The sequence below is a fragment of the Oceanotoga teriensis genome, from assembly GCF_003148465.1.
GTDB lineage: Bacteria > Thermotogota > Thermotogae > Petrotogales > Petrotogaceae > Oceanotoga > Oceanotoga teriensis.
Map to the genome: position 1 here is coordinate 21832 of NZ_QGGI01000007.1, position 16601 is coordinate 38432.

Sequence of the window (16601 nt, forward strand, 5' to 3'; positions counted from 1 at the left end):
CATATAAAATAATAGTTTGTAAATTAAAAATGAACTTGCAAAACCCCTTTCTAATCTCATTTATAAGCAATAAAAAAAATAAAATGAGTGAAAAAATAAAAATCACTCATTTTTATAAAAATTAAATATATTAAATTTAATTAATTTAATGTTATGAAAAATTACGAAACAACTATACTTCGAAAGAAGAAATACTCTTCTTTATACTATCATAAACACTTAAAAGATCTTTAGAAATAGCCTTTACATCATTTACTTCATCTGATTGAATATCAAGTTCAACATTAATATTTTTAATATTTCTTTCTATATTAGTAATCATTTCAGAAGCTCTTTCAATTGCAACATTTATTTCTTCAGTTGAAGCACTTTGACCTTTAGAACTTTCTTTTATATCATCTGTATCATGTTTAATCTCAGAAATTCTTTTAAGAATATCTTTAAATCTAAAGCTTATCTCTTCAATATTAGAATCAACATTGTTTATATACTCAGTTGTCATATTTGTAGAATTAGAAACAGCTTTAGATTTTTCATTCAATTCTTTAAGAATACTTGAAATCTTAAATGTAGAATTAGAACTTTGTTCTGCAAGCTTTCTTATTTCAGATGCAACAACAGCAAATCCTTTTCCAGCTTCTCCAGCTCGAGCTGCTTCAATTGCTGCATTTAATGCAAGTAAATTGGTTTGTTCTGTAATCGCATTTATAGATCCTATAATCTCATTTATACTCTTCATTTTTTCTATAAAATTATCGACATTATTCTTAGTTTCAATAGATTTTTCAGAAGTTTCTTTCATCAATTTTGAAATATCATTCAAACCAATTACACCCTTTTGAGCAGATTCTCTACCTTCAAAAGTAGATTTACTTAATTCATCAGAAAGATGGTATAGAGCCTTTGCTGATGATGATATTTCATGAATACTCAAACTTATTTCTTCAACTACAATCGATACCTCTGAAGAACTACTTTCAATCAAACTATTATCTTTAGAAATTTTTATAGAATTTTGAATACTATTTTTAGAAGTGTTTTCAAGTGTCTGCATAGATTTAAACAAAGAATCTAAAAGATCTTTAAGAGAAATAACTGTACTTCTAAAATTATTTGCCATAATATTAAAATTCTTTCCCATAATCGAAATTTCATCATTTCCCTTAATATCTGTTTTAACATTAAGATTTCCCTTTGAAAATTCCTCCATACTCTTTGATATAGATATTATTGGTTTAGAAACTTTTGAAGAAACAAAAAAAGATATTATAAAAGAAAAAATTACAGTTATTAAAGTTATCATAGACATTATATATATATACCTATCTCTGAGACTAAAAATTAATTCCTTTGGAAAATATAAAGACAAAAACCAACCATTATTCAATATTTTAGAATTTAGAAAATAATCTTTTCCAGATATATTTTCAATGACAAAATTTACCTCTTTATTATAATGCAAATTAATATTATTATCTATAAAATTAACTGTAGAATTTCCCAATAAAAATTTTGTTCCTTCATTTATATCTTTTTCTATTATATTAATTAAATAATCAATTTTAAAATTCAAAAGACTTATTCCAACAAAAGTTCCATCTTCAGAAAAAAATCCTTTAATAAAATCAACAGATTTATCCAGCTCTCTAAACAACCAGACTTCATCATTTTCAGGTTTTAAATTATAAAACCATGAATAATTTATATCATTTAAATCATTTAATTCGATACTGTTCTTTGAAAATTTTTCATCCTTATAATAAATAGAATAAAGTTTTTTATCCCTTAAAAAATCAGGATTAATAATTATAAAACTCTCATTAATTCCTTCAACTTTTTCTATAAAAGACTTATAAAGTTCAAAATTATTTTCAATATGTTTTGCAACTATTATATTAGAAAACTTAGCAAGCTCTAAATCTATCCCTCCCATAAAAGAATTGGTAAAATTACTATTCATTATCTCTTTTGTTTGAATAAAAAGTTCAAGAGAACTCTTAACTCTTTCTATTTCATATAAAGACTTTTCTTTTTGAGTATTTACAAGCATATTACTTACAAAATACGAAGAAATTAAAACTACCGTGATCAAAGAAACAAAAGTAATCAAAATATTCCCCAAACTTATCTTTAACCTTATTTTTTTCATTTTACATCCCTCCACATTTACAAAAAGTAAATATTGTTAATAAAATTATACCATAACATTATATTTTAATTAAAATAAATCAATTAACAAAAAAAGTGTTATAATATATAACTTAATAAAAAGGAGGAAAAATATGATTAATAAAAAAAGCATAGATGCAATAGAAAAAAATAGAGATTCCATTAAGAAGTTTACAAAACCTGATTTTAAAAAATACTGTTTTGCTAATATTCCTGGAACTATATCAAAACTTCTTGGATTAAATTTAAATTATTCTCATCTTCCTGAAGATACAGTTGGAGAATATAAAACCTATAAAAAAGTAGTATTCATGTTTATAGATGCATTTGGATGGTCTTTTTTTGAAAGATACAAAGATCAATATCCAGCTCTAAAAAAATTGATTAACAATGGAATAGTCTCAAAAATAACTTCCCAATTTCCATCAACAACATCTGCCCATGTCACAACTATTCATACTGGAAAAAGTGTTGCTGAATCTGGCGTATATGAATGGTTTTATTATGAACCAGAGGTAGATGATATAATAATGCCGCTCTTAAACTCATATGCAAGAAACACAAAGAGCTTATTAAACGATGGATATGAGAACAATAAACTATACCCAGAAAATAACTTTTATAAAAAATTAAAAGAAAATGGAAAAAATGTATACACTTATCAACCATCGAGAATAATTGGTTCAACTTATAATGACTATATATTAAAAGATGCAGAAAAAATTGGATTTAAAACTTTATCAGAAGGATTAATAAAATTAAAAAATGATATAAAAACAAAAGACGGTCTATTCTTTTATTATTATCCTGAAATAGATTCAATATGTCACTCATATGGTCCTAATTCAGAAGAATTCGATGGTGAAGTTCATAATTTCTTAACTCTATTAAATGATATCTTCATAGAAAAATTAAATTCTGAAGATACGGCAATATTAATAAGTGCTGATCATGGGCAAGCTTATGTTGATATTCAAAAACCTTATTACATAAATATAGAAATACCTGAAATAGAAAATTATATACAAAAAAATAAAAAAGGAAATCTAATAGTCCCCTCTGGATCTTGCAGAGACTTCTTTTTACATATAAAACCTGAATATGAAGATTTTGTATTAAATCTCTTAAAAGAAAAGTTAAAAAATATTGCCGATGTAAGAAAAACAAAAGATATGATGAATGAAGGATATTTTGGATATAATATATCTGAAAAATTTGAAAAAAAAGTTGGAAATTTGGTAATATTGGCTTATGAAGATAATTCAGTTTGGTGGTATGAAAAAGGTACATTTGAAGTATTTTTAAAAGGTATGCATGGTGGTTTATTCAGTGAAGAAATGGAAATTCCATTCATATTTTACAATAAATAAAAGCTATCTTTAAAGATAGCTTTTATATTATATATTCAAAATCAACTTTGCAAAACCAAAATAAACGAGCAAAGCAGTAGTATCAACAATAGTTGTTATGAGTGGAGCAGCCATTATAGCTGGATCGAGTTTAAGTTTTTGAGCAAACATAGGTAAAATAGCTCCAATTATCTTAGAAATTACAACAGTCAAAAACAAAGTAATACCAACTAAAAAAGCAATCCTTATATCTACACCTGAAATAAAATAAATTCTTAAAAAATTCAAAAAAGATAAAGCAGATGCCACTATGAGGCTCACTTTAAACTCTTTAAAAATAACTTTAAATATATCTTGAAATTTTATTTCATCAAGAGCCAATCCTCTTATGATTAAAGTTGATGCCTGAGATCCAGAGTTTCCTCCAGTATCCATTAACATTGGTATAAATGAAGCTAAAATTGCAACTGATTCTAAAACTTCCTTAGATCTTCCTATCACAAGTTCTGTAAGAGATGCTGAAACCATAAGAATTATCAACCATGTTATTCTTTTTCTCGCGAGTGTAAAAGTTTTAGTATTCAAATAATCATCATTCAAGGGCTCAATAGCTGCCATCTTTTCAAAATCTTCTGTATTTTCCTCTTCTATTACATCTATTATATCATCAACAGTGATAACTCCAGTCATCAAACCCTCATTATCAACCACTGGAATAGTATTCAAATCATACTTTCTAAACTTTCTTGCAATATCCTCCTGATCATCAAGTGTTTTACAACTTATGATATCAGTTTCCGTCATTATATTTTTTACAAACTCTTTCTCATCTGCAATCAAAAGATTTCTAAGAGAAATTATTCCAACAAGTTTTCTATAAGAATTTAAAACATATGCAGTATAAATAGTTTCAACATCTTTAGCAACTTTTTTTATATGTTCAATACTATGTTCTACTGTCATACCTTCTTTTAAAGATACATATTCTAAAGTCATTATACTACCGGCTGAAAAATCAGGATAATTTAAAAATTTATTTATCATATTTCTTCTATTTTCATCTGTATTCTTAATAACTTTTTTAACAACTGCTGCTGGCATTTCTTCTATCAAATCAACCATATCATCAAAATGCGATTCTTTCAATAAATATTGTGTTTCCTCATCGGTTATCTTTTCAATAATTTTTTGTTGATAATCTTTATCAAGATAATAAAAAACATCAACTGCAATATCTTTAGATAAAAGTCTGAAAACTATCAAAGCTTCAACTGTTGGAAGCTCTTCTATTAAATCACTGATATGAACTATATTCATATCCTTCAAAATAGCTTTTAAATCAGAAAAATTTTTTTCTGATATGAAATTCATAATCTTCACAATATCATCTGTTTTAAACATAATTTTACCTCCTAAGTTCAGAGATAAAAATCAAAACCTTTAAAGGAGATGATTAATACCCCTTTATAAATACAACTACTATCCGGAACAGAATCTTCATTACTCATAAATAATCACCTCCCAAACGAATTATACAATAAAAACTTAAACATAAAAATCATTTTACATTAAATAGAATGTTATAATAAAAAGGGGTGAAAAAATTGGATAAATTTTTGAATGAAAATAAGATAAATATACCTTATAAAAAAATTAAAAAAAATGAAAAACAAAGACTTGCTGTAGTATGTTTTGCAGAAAATGAAGAAAATGAATATCTTTTATTGAACAGATATAAAGAGCCATTCAAAGGATTCTTAGTACCACCTGGTGGAAAAGTTGAAAAAAATGAAACCATTGAACAAGCTGTAAAAAGAGAGTTCTTAGAAGAAACTACATTCGAATTAGAAAATATAGAATTTCAAGTATTAACATCTGAAACAGGTCCTGAAAATTACAATTGGATTCTTTTTATTTTTACTGCTAAAATAAAAAAACAATCTCTTAAAACATGTAATGAAGGAATTCTTGGTTGGTATAAAAAATCTCAACTAAAAAATTTAAAATTATCTTCTATAGATAAACTAACTCTTCCTTACATAATGGATAAAAATAAATATTTCATAGAATTAAATTATGATCAAGAAAAAAATCCCACAATATTAAATATACAAAAAATAAATTAAATCCAAGAGAAATTTCTCTTGGATTTAATTCTTTCATTTAAGTTTATTTCCACCAAAAAATATTTTCATATCTCCATTAGATTCAAAAACATTCTTAATTATATAAAGTAAAACCAAAACATTACCCAATATCAAAAAACCAATACTCCATAAAATCTTTGCCATCAAAGTATTCTCTCTATAGATAACCCAAAAAACCATGATCAAAAAACCCACATAAACATCTATTAAACTCACTATACCCCAAGCTATACCAAGTAAAATATTGCCTTCTTGAAAAAAATCTCCAAACCAAAAACCATAAATTAAAGTTAAAACCATTATCAAAAATAGAGTTATAGACCAAATTAAAATAGTTTTTTTCATTTTAAGACAAATCCAATCATAACATTAAATGTAGTCAAATAATTTTCTGAATAATTCTCTTCAGATTGATTATAACTATCTTTATATTGAGAAGTTCCCTTTGCAGATCCTCCTATAACTCTAAACCCTAAATAAGTTTCTAAATAATCATTTAAATACAAACCACTTTTTAATACAACATCATAAATAGAACCTTCAAATGCAAAATTAGAACCGTTTAGGAATGCTGAAGAAGCATAAAAACCATCTCCATCCATTTCAATATACCAATTATCAAAATTCTTCTTAACTCTTGCTTTTATTATCGGTACAGGACCAACATTTTGGGTAATTGCAAGTTTATTTCCCTCATTACTCTCAAAAACAATAGAAGCATTTCTAACCTGCAAAGAAAGTCCCGCACTCAAAAGCCATTCATCATTATTTATAAAGTCATATAGATAACTTACTCTCCAAAAATCAAATCCATATTTAATCTTAGTAGGGCCACTAAAAGTAACATTATCATAAACTACAGGATCTTTAAAAAAAGTCTGAGTATTAACTGTTAAAGGTTGATACAAAAATATAATATTATGATTATTAAAAAAATTAGCAGATACATTATACCTACTATAAGGAAATAAAATATCTTGTCCACCAGTTTTAACTAAATCTATAGAATCTCCTAAAACACCAGAATTTTTACCAGATCTTATAGTATGATATAAAACACTTGTAAATCCATTATTATAATCTAATTTGATTTCAAAAGGATTATTCTCAGAATTTAAAAATGAAGAAAAAGAAATGAGACTGAACACAAAAATAAAACTCAAAATAAAAATTTTTTTCATAAAATCCCTCCTAATTTAATAAATATACTCTTTGGATACTGTCGTCAAACTCTCTGAAAAAAGTAAAAAAGCCTCCGTTTTAAACTTTAAAAACCTACTATCAGAAGACCTATACCAATAATAAGTATTAAATGAAATACCTAAAAAGATATTTACACTGGCCTTAAACTTGTCAGTTAAAAAACTTTTACCATGAATATCTAATTCTTCTTCACCCAAATATTCAACATTAAAAATATTAATCTTTAAATCATCTGGATTTATCAAAAAAAATTTAAAATTATCATCATATTCTTTAAAATATTTTATCAAAAAAAAGTCTGGATTTTGAAACCACATAGCATTTTTAGGCAAATTTAAAGATTCTGTTTTTATCAAAACATCTTTTTCAAAGATTTTCAAATCTACATAATCACCTTTTCTAACAGCTACAATTTTTTTGATTTTAAAGAATCTTCATATATCCATTCCTGCAAAATATCATCAAAATAAATATATTCTTGAGAAATTTCATCAAGTTTTGATTCATATGCAACTCTCTCATTCAACTTTTCGATATTCCAAATCATAGTAGATGTTGCACCATCGGTAAAAACATCGTACTCCAAAACATAAGAAAATATAATGGAAAAAAATAAAAAATTAAATACTATTAAAATTTTTTTCAATTCAATCACTTCCCATTAATAAAAGATTTATTAATAACATAAAAATATAAATAAAATAAAATAACAGAAAAAATAGTTAAAAAAGTAGCAAATAAAAAAAGCATATTATAACCATAATCTTTTATCAAAAAACCACCACTAAAAATTATCAAAGCTGAACCAAGTGTAGAAGAAATAGTTTGAACTGCTGACAAAAAAGTATGATACTTTTGTTTAACACTCTCAAGAGAAAATATAGTAATAGATGTTCTGCTTATATTAGTAAAAGAAACTATTAAAATAAAACTCAAAGATGCTGCATAAACATTATCATAAATAATTATTGGAATCATAGAAAATATTAAAAGAATAGTAGATAAAACAAAAGTATTCGCAAGTCCAAAATACTTTTTTAAAATAGGTGTACTCAATGCCGCTGGAATAATAATCAATTGTCCAAATCCCAAAATCCATCCTATGCTTGAAGTATCTATAAACAAAATCTTATCCAAATATACATTAATATAATTTCGCATAGAAATTTCGGATGCAATCATAAAAAATAAAACTAATGAACTTATTATCATTATATTAAAAGGTATATTAGAAGTATTTTCATCATTATCTTCATCAATATAAAGATTAATAGAATCATCCATTTTATAAAATAAAAATAAAACAAATAATAATATCAAAGGTGTAATAAACAAAGTAAAACTATAAGGCAATGGACTCTCTTTAATATTTACATCAAAAAAATCAGAAAAAAACTTTGTAATATATCCAGAAAAAACACTTCCAATAAATCCTCCAATAGGTGTTATTGCAGATTTTGCAGAATATACATGTGTACGTTCAAACTCATTAGTATTTTTCATAATGAATGGATTAACATTAACAATATAAAAAGCTATTCCCATACCTCCAATAAAATTATAAAAAAACAATAAAAATGATCTAATCTTATCAGGAAAAAACATAACCGATGGAATGAGACCTATACCTATCAAAGAAAAAAGAATACCTAAAATCATGCTACGCTTTATACCAAGCTTATTGCCTAAAATAGCTGAAATAGGTGTAAACATCAAAATTATAATAAGTCCAACACCACTAAAAACACCTATAAAAGCTTCATCAAAACCCATTCTAATGATATAAATATTTTGAAGTACATTTGTAATACCACCTATCAATGAAAACCCAACTAAAAATTCTATCATCAAAAGTAATTTCATATTCTTATTTATATTTTTAAAAGCTTTAAAATAATCTTTCATGAAACACCTCCAAATACAAATCACAAGTTTCAAATATTTAAAACATATTAACAAAAAATTAAATCTTAACCAAAAATGAAACATAAAATAACTTGAATAATATAAATAAATTTGCTATACTTTAAGTGGAATTTTGTAATCTAAAGATTAACAAAACAAACATTATGTATATTTACACTAATTTATTAATCATGTTACTTGTTTAACAATTTGGTAACGTGATTAATGGTATATTAGAGTGCAACAATAATAGAAACGAGTAGCAAGTAACAATAGTAAGCCCCTCAAATATTTATGTTATGTGGAAGATAATATCTTCCACCTTTTTTTATCATTTTTTTAAAAAATCACTTGTTCAACAAAAAAAGAACATTTTTATAGAATTTAATGTTATAATAAAGTATATATAAACTAAATAGAAAGGTGATTTAAATGAGGGGAAAAACCATAATTATTATCATTATATTAATAATTCTTATGATCTTAAGCTTTATTGGTGGATTAATGCTAAAAAAGAATAACTTTGAATTCATTCCAAATATTCAAATATCTGGAGATGTTCAAAATCCTGTAGATCAAAATATCTTAAAAAGTTTAAATATACAAAACATCGAAATAGATAAAAAAGATTATAAATCAATACTTTTAAATGAATTGATAGAAATTGCCAAACCACTCGAAAATGAATATGATGTATATTTTTACTCTGCTTCATCTGATAAAGTGATAAAAATATCTGATAAATACTTAAAAGAATCTTTAATCGTATTCGATAAAGACAATGGACTAACATTGATAAATGTAAATCATTCTCAAAAAACAAATATAAACAACTTAAATAAAATAATAATAAAATCTGCAAAAAATGAATTCAATGAAATAGGTTTAAATATAATAGAACCCGAAAATAATATATTAAAATTAACTCCGGCAAATGCTCTATTAGATTATTCCTATGATCAAAAATTTGAAATTGAAAATATTGAAAACATAGAAAATAACAGTTCTTATAAGAGTACAATATATGAAAAAAAAGATATCTTAAATACTGAAAAAATTCCAAATATAAAAGGAAATAGAACCTTAATAATATCATCAGATGGTGAATCTGTATATTATAAAGATGGATTCATCGAAATAAATCAAAATTCATTTGATTATATATCAAACAATGGTCAATTAATACTAAAAAATATAAAAGGAATAATATTAAATTCTCCAGTATACTCAGTAAAAGATGCTTATACGGATAGCGTGCATTATATCAAACAAGATAAAAATGTTCTAATAATAATTATAAGCGGGCTTGGATACCATGATTATTTAAAAGCAATAAATGATGGATATGCACCGTTTCTCGCTGAAAAAAATGTTGCCAGTAGAGCCCTAACTGTTTTTAAACCCGAAGAAAATACAGGAATGGCTGCAATAATAACGGGAAAATCACCCAATGAAAACAAAATATATGATAATTCATACAAAAAAATCTATACTCCAGATATATTTGAATACTTATCAAAATTTGGTATGACATCTGCTTATATAGAAGGCAATAATAAAATTTTAGATACAAGTATAGAACCAATAATAACAAAAGATTTAAACCAAAACCTTCAATACGATGATGAAACATTTCAAAAAACTATAGAAAATCTGGATAAAAACTTTATAATAAGTCATTTTCATTCCATAGAAGAAGAATCAAAAAAATCGGATACATCTTATGAAAGTATAATGAATCAAATGAAAATAATAGATGATTACATAAAACAAATATATGAACAGTTCGATGGTAAAATAATAATAACTTCAGATTATGGTATTTATAATGGTGAAAATGGTCCTAAATTTGGGCAGATGAGATATGAAAATATGTTTGTTCCATATTTAATACTTGAATAATTTAAATTCCAACACTCTGATTTCCAAAATGGAAATCAGAGTTTATTTTTTAAATCATCAATCTTTTCAACATATGAATCTATATCAAATTTTCTTTTAAGACCATTATCATTCATATATCTTATCTTTCCAAAAACATTTCTTTCTTTCCAAGCTCTATCATGTTTACCAAAACACCAAGCTATTCCAGTATAACTATTTGGATCTCTACCATCTATTTGATATTTATCATTCAAATAAATAGCTATATTAAAAGCATCTTCAACATTAGAAGTCCATTCTAAAATCTTTTTTCCCCAATACATTCTCATATATCCATGCATTTTTCCAGTTATTTTCATTTCATTTTGAGCTGAATTCCAATATACATCATGAGTTTCAGCTTTTTCAAACTCTTCCAGAGAATAAACATATTCTCTGATATCTGATTCATGTTCTCTCAAAGTTTTAATAGCCCAATCATTAATACCTTTTACACTATCATAAAAAGGATTATAAAAAATATAATTTATCGCAAGTTCACGTCTTACTAAAAGTTCTTCTAAAAATGGCTCGCAAATATCTCCCAACTTAAAAGCTTCAAAAGCTATTTCTATTGGAGAAATATTTCCAAAATGAAGATATGGACTCAAATTTGATTGATAATCAAAAACAGGATCATTCCTTTTTTCATCATATTTTAAAATCTTATTATTCAAAAATTCTATCAAATACACTTTGGCTTTTTCATAACCACCTTCAAAAAAACTACCTTTAACAGATAGATCCAAACTCAATGAATTCAAAATATCTTCAATACTATTAAAATCATCAAAATGCTTTTTTTTAACATCGATATCAAAACTACTTCCCCTATAAATAGATATTTTATGATCTCTTATATAATCATTTCTTAGTTTTAAATATTTTCTTCTCAATGTTGCGGCAGAATACTCCTCTTTATTAGAAACAGTTTCAATTGGAATCAAAACATTATCCTCAACTTGTACCAAAGGAATATTAATTCTTTCAGATAAAAAAGATCTCCATTCTCTTTGAATTTTCAAATAGCCTCTATCAGTAATTACACCTAAAGCTCTATTAGAAATGGCAATAAAATCATCAAAACCATTCAAAATATAAAAACTTATATTCATATCTTTCAATTTTTTTTCAACCTCTAAAAGTCCTTCAATCAAAAACTTAAAATGTCTAAAATTTGCTTTTGGATATTTCTCATCCAAAATAAAAACAACTATCAAAGGAACATTCTTTTGATTTGATAAATCTATAGAATAATTGAGTGCAAGATTATATTCAACCCTAACAGATGCTTGCATCCAGTAAATCAAATATTCTCCAGATAAATTTTTTAAATTATTCAAATTTTTTAATCTATCTTTTTCAATCATAAATTTCTACCCTTTCCAGAATCACTTATGATATAAAGTTCTTTTGGATAAGGTTCAAAAAAAGTTTGATTCGAAAGATACTCTTCATTATATTTAATAATCCATGATTTCAAAATATGATTTGGAACTGACAAAGGTACTCTTTTATCCTTATATGATTTCAATGTATCTAAAAAAAATTGTTTTTCATCTGAAGATATTTTATCTTTAAAATATCCCATCACATGCATCAAAACATTTAAAGCCGTATTTGGATTTGGTATATTTTCAAAAACATTCAGAAAATGTTTTTCATAATCAAAAAAAACATCTTCAATACTTTTTTTATCTTTATTGGCAACTATTTTACCCAAAATTCTCAATTCTTTTTCATTATAAGAAAGAATCAAAAATTTATTCTTTGAATGAAATTCCACAAGATTTTTCATATTCATATTTTTCTTAACTTCTCTAAAAGAAGCTATAGAAAAAATCGCAGTAAAAAAATGATTCCTAATTCTAAAATTATTAAGTCTTCCTTCATCTTCAATGGGTTTGGGACAAAAAAAATCATAAATTTTTTTACCAAAAAATCCTTTTCCTTTACTGGAAATTGGTGCTCCTTTTTCGGTATTTCTATACACTTTAACCTGATTTAATCCACAAGAAGGCGATCTACTCTTTAAAATAAATCCATCTACCTCTTCAAGATTATTTATAAAATCTTCAGAAAATTCATTCATTTCAAAAGTAAAATCTTTATCTGTTTTTATTTGTTTCAACTTAAAAGTGGATAATCCATCATCACTAACAACTCTAACGGCATCTCTTGGAATACTCAAACCTATTTCTACTTCTGGACATACAGGTATAAATTCTACATAATCTTTAAGCATCTTAACAACTTCACTTGATATAGATTGTCCATTATATCTACACTCCGCAAACTCTATACACTTAGATAAAACTACCTTTGGTTTAACAAAATTCATAAACAAACCTCCTAAAAACTATACTATTCTACCTTTTTGGAAACCAAGGAAAAAAAATTGATGTTTTACTTGCATATTCTTGAAAATCTGGATTATCCTTATACTTCTTCTCAAGCAAAGGAACACCAGAAACAAATAAAAGAAGATAAGTTATAACAACGGGAGTAATCAAAGTAAAAAAATCTTTAGATGATTCTATAGAAATCAAAAAAATTCCCCACCATTGTACAGATTCCCCAAAATAATTTGGATGTCTCGTATACTTCCATAAACCTGTTTTCATAACTTCACCTGGTTTTTTATTTCTAACAAATTTCTTTAATTGCATATCACCAATACTTTCAAATAAAAAACCAAAAATCCATAAAATCAATCCAATAAAAGCTAAAACACCAAAATCAGATGCAGAAGAATAATTTACCGATATTATCGCATAAGATATTAAAAGCATCAAAAAACCTTGAAGCATAAAAACTTGAAAAAATGCTTTGGTTGGAATATTCGTTTTCCAGCCCTTCTTCATATTTACATACCTATAATCTTCAGGTTTACCAGCATTTCTAACATATAAATAAACACCAAGTCTCATACCCCATATAGTTATCAATATAGTTGTAAGTAATGAATGAATACCAAAATTACTCTCCAATAAAAAAGTAATCCATGCTATCAAAACAAAACCTGGTCCCCAACCTATATCAACTATAGAATACTTATCTTTAGATTTAGCTATAAAAAATATAATAACCATATATAAAAAAACTCCCAAAATCGCTGTAAGATAATAATTCAAAAAACTCATAAAATCTCCTCCTCTAATTTAAAACAGCTCCTATACTAACAGCACCTCTTCCAGAATTCATTCCAACAATGGCAGAAATATCCATAATATATTCTGGTTTAATACCAATTCTTTTTTCAACAAGATCTGCCATCTTCAAAGCACCTTTCATATTATGAGCATGAACTACACAATAAGAATTCAAATCAGTCCCGCTATTACTAAAATTATCCAACATATCAACGATCTTCTTAAAATTTGCTCTTTCACTAAACGCTTTCCCATAAAGCTTTGAGTTTCCTTCCTTATCAACAGAAACTATAGGCTTTAAATTCAATAATTTAGCCATAAAACCTTTCAAAGGAGAAACACGTCCTCCTTTTACCATATACTTTAAAGTTTTAACCGAAACAAGATTAATAGTTTTATTTCTCAAACTTTCTATAAGATTTACAACTTCATCATGCTCCATACCTTTTTCAATAGCTCTCACAGCTCTTAAAACAAGCATTCCTAAACTCGCAGATAAATGTTTTGAATTTATAACAGTGATTTTTTTATTTTTTATCTTTTCTGAAGCTTTAAAACTGTTATACCATGTACCACTAAATTCTTTAGTCAAATGAATTGCAATAATAGAATCATAATGACTTGACAAAAAAGAATAAAGATTTTGAAAAGATTTAACAGTTGGTTGTGAAGATTTAGGAAAGGTTTCTTCACTATCAACCAAATCATAAAACTGATCCGGTTTAATAGTAACCTTATCCAAGAAATGTGACTTACCAAAATACAAAGACAGTGGCAAAATATGTATATTATATTTATCAATAATATCTTGAGGAAGATCGCATGTAGAATCTGTAACTACAGCTATACGTCTCTTTTTTTTATCAAGATTATTTATTTTATATTGAAGTTTCATATCATCAACTTTTTCCTCGATTATGTCTCCATATTTCTTTAAAGTATAAAAAAGTTTAGAAGGGTCATTCGTATGAATATGAATTCTACATTTATCATTTCCAGAAACAACTACTAAAGAATCACCGTAACTCTTAATAGATTCTTTAATAGCTACAGCATCTATCCTCTCATCATTCTGCAAAAGTGCTTCCGTACAATATCTAAATTTTATATCATCTATATTTCCAACAAAATGATTTTCTTCTATACTATTATAAAAAACAGAAGAATCTGAATTATCAGAATAATATTCACTATTAAAAAGATTTTCTTTAAAAGCTTTTGTAATTCCTTCAACAAAAGTAACAAAACCTTTTGCTCCAGCATCAACTACTCCTGAATCTTTTAAAATTTGAAGTTTTTCTGGAGTTTTTTCAAGAGATTTCTTAGCTTCATCAAGAGAATAAATAAATAAATCCGTAAAATTCAAAATATTATTCCTCAAACTATGCATTGAATGAACCCAATCACTTATTACTGTGAGCATAGTCCCTTCCACAGGTTCATTAACAGCCGAATATGAATACTCAACAGCATGATTTAAACTCATTATAAAATCATCTATATTGAGTTTTTCTTTATCACCTATACCTATACTCAAACCATTTATAAACTGAGCAAAAATTGCACCTGAATTTCCTCTTGCACCTAAAAGAGCTGAATCAGCTATAGATCTCAAAGTTTCAGAAACAGATACAGATTTAATACTTTTCTCTATTATTGAATGCATAGTAGAGGCAAGATTAGTACCAGTATCTCCGTCAGCAACTGGAAAAACATTTATATCATTCAAATTTTGTTGACTCTTAATAACTTCTTTACCACCAGAAAAAAATGCATAATATATTTTTTCACCATCTATAATTTCAAGCTTCATTTTAATTCCTCCTCATAAAAAGTTAAAAAGAATAACAAAAAGCCAGGGTACATATCAAATGCACCTGGCCCCAAAAAAATTATACACTATATTAACATAAAAGTCAAATAATAAAATAAAACATTTTATTTGTTTACCTTAAAACAAAAAGATTTGAAATAAAAAAAACTTAAGGTATAATTAGAAATATAAAGTAAAAGGGGGAACTTTTATGGACTTTTTGACAATCTTTTCAACAAATTCACATATAATTGTATCCATGATATTTGCCACTATATCAGGTGCTCTAATAGGATACACAAGAGAAAAGATGAACAGACCAGCAGGAATAAGAACTCATGCAATATTATCACTGGGAGCATCTATACTAACCTATATGTCAATGAATACTTTCTATATAGAAGGTACAGGCGATCCAGGACGTGTTACGGCACAAATAGTATCTGGAATAGGTTTTCTTGGTGCAGGAACAATATTAAAATATCAAAACAAAGTAAAAGGATTGACAACCGCAGCTACACTTTGGATATCTGCAGCAATTGGAATATCCTTTGGAGCAGAAGAATATTTCATAGGATGGTTTTCAACTGGATTAACTTTTATAGTTGCCATATCCAACTCAGTTATAAAAAAGAGAAAAAGGGACACTTTAACTATTCAAGTAGATTTAAAAAGCAAAAAATATATAAACAGTGTTGTAGAAGTTCTGTTAAAATATCATGTTAAGTTAAAAGAACTCGATTATGAAGAAAGTAATGATAAAGTATTTTATTTAACCTTAACAAATGTAATAGAAGACAAAATTCCTTATGTAAAAAAAGACTTAATACTACTTGAAGGCATTGAAAACGTGATAATTCATACAGATGATGATGATTAATATTGACTAAATCATAAAAAATATTCTATAATTAATTAGTATGACTAACTATAAAGGGGG

At 25.8% G+C, this 16601-nt stretch carries 15 protein-coding genes; 4 read left to right on the forward strand and 11 right to left on the reverse strand.

Annotated features, from left to right (window positions below; genetic code table 11):
* Positions 1-172: 172 nt before the first annotated feature.
* The gene (locus C7380_RS06080; protein WP_109604604.1) at positions 173-2149 is read right to left on the reverse strand and encodes a methyl-accepting chemotaxis protein; all 1977 of its coding nucleotides are present in this window, start codon (positions 2147-2149) and stop codon (positions 173-175) included.
* A 133-nt stretch (positions 2150-2282) separates the two neighbouring features.
* Here C7380_RS06080 and C7380_RS06085 point away from each other — a divergent pair, with 133 nt between their 5' ends.
* Complete coding sequence (locus C7380_RS06085; protein ID WP_109604605.1) at positions 2283-3539, forward strand: alkaline phosphatase family protein; 1257 nt, start codon at positions 2283-2285, stop codon at positions 3537-3539.
* Between the two features lie 27 nt (positions 3540-3566).
* On the opposite strand, the gene mgtE is transcribed toward C7380_RS06085, so the two are convergent.
* Positions 3567-4919 carry a magnesium transporter gene (gene mgtE, locus C7380_RS06090; RefSeq protein WP_109604606.1) on the reverse strand — a complete coding sequence of 451 codons (1353 nt, stop codon included), beginning with the start codon at positions 4917-4919 and terminating at the stop codon, positions 3567-3569.
* Positions 4920-5122: 203 nt separating this feature from the next.
* Between mgtE and C7380_RS06095 the strand changes: the two genes are divergently transcribed.
* A complete protein-coding gene (locus tag C7380_RS06095) occupies positions 5123-5644 on the forward strand; it encodes an NUDIX domain-containing protein (RefSeq protein WP_158274803.1) in 522 nt (173 codons plus the stop codon).
* 33 nt (positions 5645-5677) lie between these two features.
* On the opposite strand, the gene C7380_RS06100 is transcribed toward C7380_RS06095, so the two are convergent.
* Genes C7380_RS06100 through C7380_RS06120 form a run of 5 tightly spaced genes read right to left on the reverse strand, consistent with a single transcriptional unit; the run spans position 5678 to position 8773 of the window.
* Complete coding sequence (locus tag C7380_RS06100) at positions 5678-6010, reverse strand: DUF1475 family protein (protein ID WP_109604608.1); 333 nt, start codon at positions 6008-6010, stop codon at positions 5678-5680.
* Positions 6007-6846, reverse strand: a complete 840-nt coding sequence (locus tag C7380_RS06105) for a hypothetical protein (protein WP_109604609.1) — start codon at positions 6844-6846, stop codon at positions 6007-6009. The genes C7380_RS06100 and C7380_RS06105 overlap by 4 nt, the downstream gene beginning before the upstream one ends.
* 15 nt (positions 6847-6861) lie before the next feature.
* Positions 6862-7248 carry a hypothetical protein gene (locus C7380_RS06110; RefSeq protein ID WP_109604610.1) on the reverse strand — a complete coding sequence of 129 codons (387 nt, stop codon included), beginning with the start codon at positions 7246-7248 and terminating at the stop codon, positions 6862-6864.
* Between the two features lie 26 nt (positions 7249-7274).
* Positions 7275-7514: a hypothetical protein gene (locus C7380_RS06115; RefSeq protein WP_109604611.1), complete on the reverse strand. Its 240-nt coding sequence runs from the start codon at positions 7512-7514 to the stop codon at positions 7275-7277.
* A gap of 5 nt (positions 7515-7519) precedes the next feature.
* Entirely contained in the window at positions 7520-8773 is a 1254-nt protein-coding gene (locus C7380_RS06120; RefSeq protein WP_158274804.1) for an MFS transporter, read from the reverse strand.
* A 504-nt stretch (positions 8774-9277) separates the two neighbouring features.
* On the opposite strand from C7380_RS06120, the gene C7380_RS06125 reads away from it, so the two are divergent.
* Entirely contained in the window at positions 9278-10675 is a 1398-nt protein-coding gene (locus tag C7380_RS06125; protein ID WP_158274805.1) for an alkaline phosphatase family protein, read from the forward strand.
* A gap of 35 nt (positions 10676-10710) precedes the next feature.
* On the opposite strand, the gene C7380_RS06130 is transcribed toward C7380_RS06125, so the two are convergent.
* The 4 genes from C7380_RS06130 to C7380_RS06145 are packed head-to-tail and all read right to left on the reverse strand — an operon-like array spanning position 10711 to position 15661.
* Positions 10711-12066: a deoxyribodipyrimidine photo-lyase gene (locus tag C7380_RS06130; protein ID WP_109604614.1), complete on the reverse strand. Its 1356-nt coding sequence runs from the start codon at positions 12064-12066 to the stop codon at positions 10711-10713.
* Complete coding sequence (locus tag C7380_RS06135) at positions 12063-13037, reverse strand: YbgA family protein (protein ID WP_109604615.1); 975 nt, start codon at positions 13035-13037, stop codon at positions 12063-12065. Before C7380_RS06135 ends, C7380_RS06130 begins: the two co-directional genes overlap by 4 nt.
* Before the next feature lie 28 nt (positions 13038-13065).
* A complete protein-coding gene (locus C7380_RS06140; protein ID WP_170110822.1) occupies positions 13066-13839 on the reverse strand; it encodes a DUF1295 domain-containing protein in 774 nt (257 codons plus the stop codon).
* Positions 13840-13852: 13 nt separating this feature from the next.
* Positions 13853-15661, reverse strand: a complete 1809-nt coding sequence (locus C7380_RS06145; RefSeq protein WP_206050536.1) for a DAK2 domain-containing protein — start codon at positions 15659-15661, stop codon at positions 13853-13855.
* A 211-nt stretch (positions 15662-15872) separates the two neighbouring features.
* Here C7380_RS06145 and C7380_RS06150 point away from each other — a divergent pair, with 211 nt between their 5' ends.
* Entirely contained in the window at positions 15873-16541 is a 669-nt protein-coding gene (locus tag C7380_RS06150) for an MgtC/SapB family protein (protein ID WP_206050537.1), read from the forward strand.
* Positions 16542-16601: the final 60 nt, after the last annotated feature.

What these genes read in the sequence shown, in the direction of transcription:
- C7380_RS06080 (WP_109604604.1), bottom strand. Translation starts at nt 2,149, where the DNA reads ATGAAAAAAATAAGGTTAAAGATAAGTTTGGGGAATATTTTGATTACT.
- C7380_RS06085 (WP_109604605.1), top strand. Translation starts at nt 2,283, where the DNA reads ATGATTAATAAAAAAAGCATAGATGCAATAGAAAAAAATAGAGATTCC.
- mgtE (WP_109604606.1), bottom strand. Translation starts at nt 4,919, where the DNA reads ATGTTTAAAACAGATGATATTGTGAAGATTATGAATTTCATATCAGAA.
- C7380_RS06100 (WP_109604608.1), bottom strand. Translation starts at nt 6,010, where the DNA reads ATGAAAAAAACTATTTTAATTTGGTCTATAACTCTATTTTTGATAATG.
- C7380_RS06105 (WP_109604609.1), bottom strand. Translation starts at nt 6,846, where the DNA reads ATGAAAAAAATTTTTATTTTGAGTTTTATTTTTGTGTTCAGTCTCATT.
- C7380_RS06120 (WP_158274804.1), bottom strand. Translation starts at nt 8,773, where the DNA reads ATGAAAGATTATTTTAAAGCTTTTAAAAATATAAATAAGAATATGAAA.
- C7380_RS06125 (WP_158274805.1), top strand. Translation starts at nt 9,278, where the DNA reads ATGCTAAAAAAGAATAACTTTGAATTCATTCCAAATATTCAAATATCT.
- C7380_RS06130 (WP_109604614.1), bottom strand. Translation starts at nt 12,066, where the DNA reads ATGATTGAAAAAGATAGATTAAAAAATTTGAATAATTTAAAAAATTTA.
- C7380_RS06135 (WP_109604615.1), bottom strand. Translation starts at nt 13,037, where the DNA reads ATGAATTTTGTTAAACCAAAGGTAGTTTTATCTAAGTGTATAGAGTTT.
- C7380_RS06140 (WP_170110822.1), bottom strand. Translation starts at nt 13,839, where the DNA reads ATGAGTTTTTTGAATTATTATCTTACAGCGATTTTGGGAGTTTTTTTA.
- C7380_RS06145 (WP_206050536.1), bottom strand. Translation starts at nt 15,661, where the DNA reads ATGAAGCTTGAAATTATAGATGGTGAAAAAATATATTATGCATTTTTT.
- C7380_RS06150 (WP_206050537.1), top strand. Translation starts at nt 15,873, where the DNA reads ATGGACTTTTTGACAATCTTTTCAACAAATTCACATATAATTGTATCC.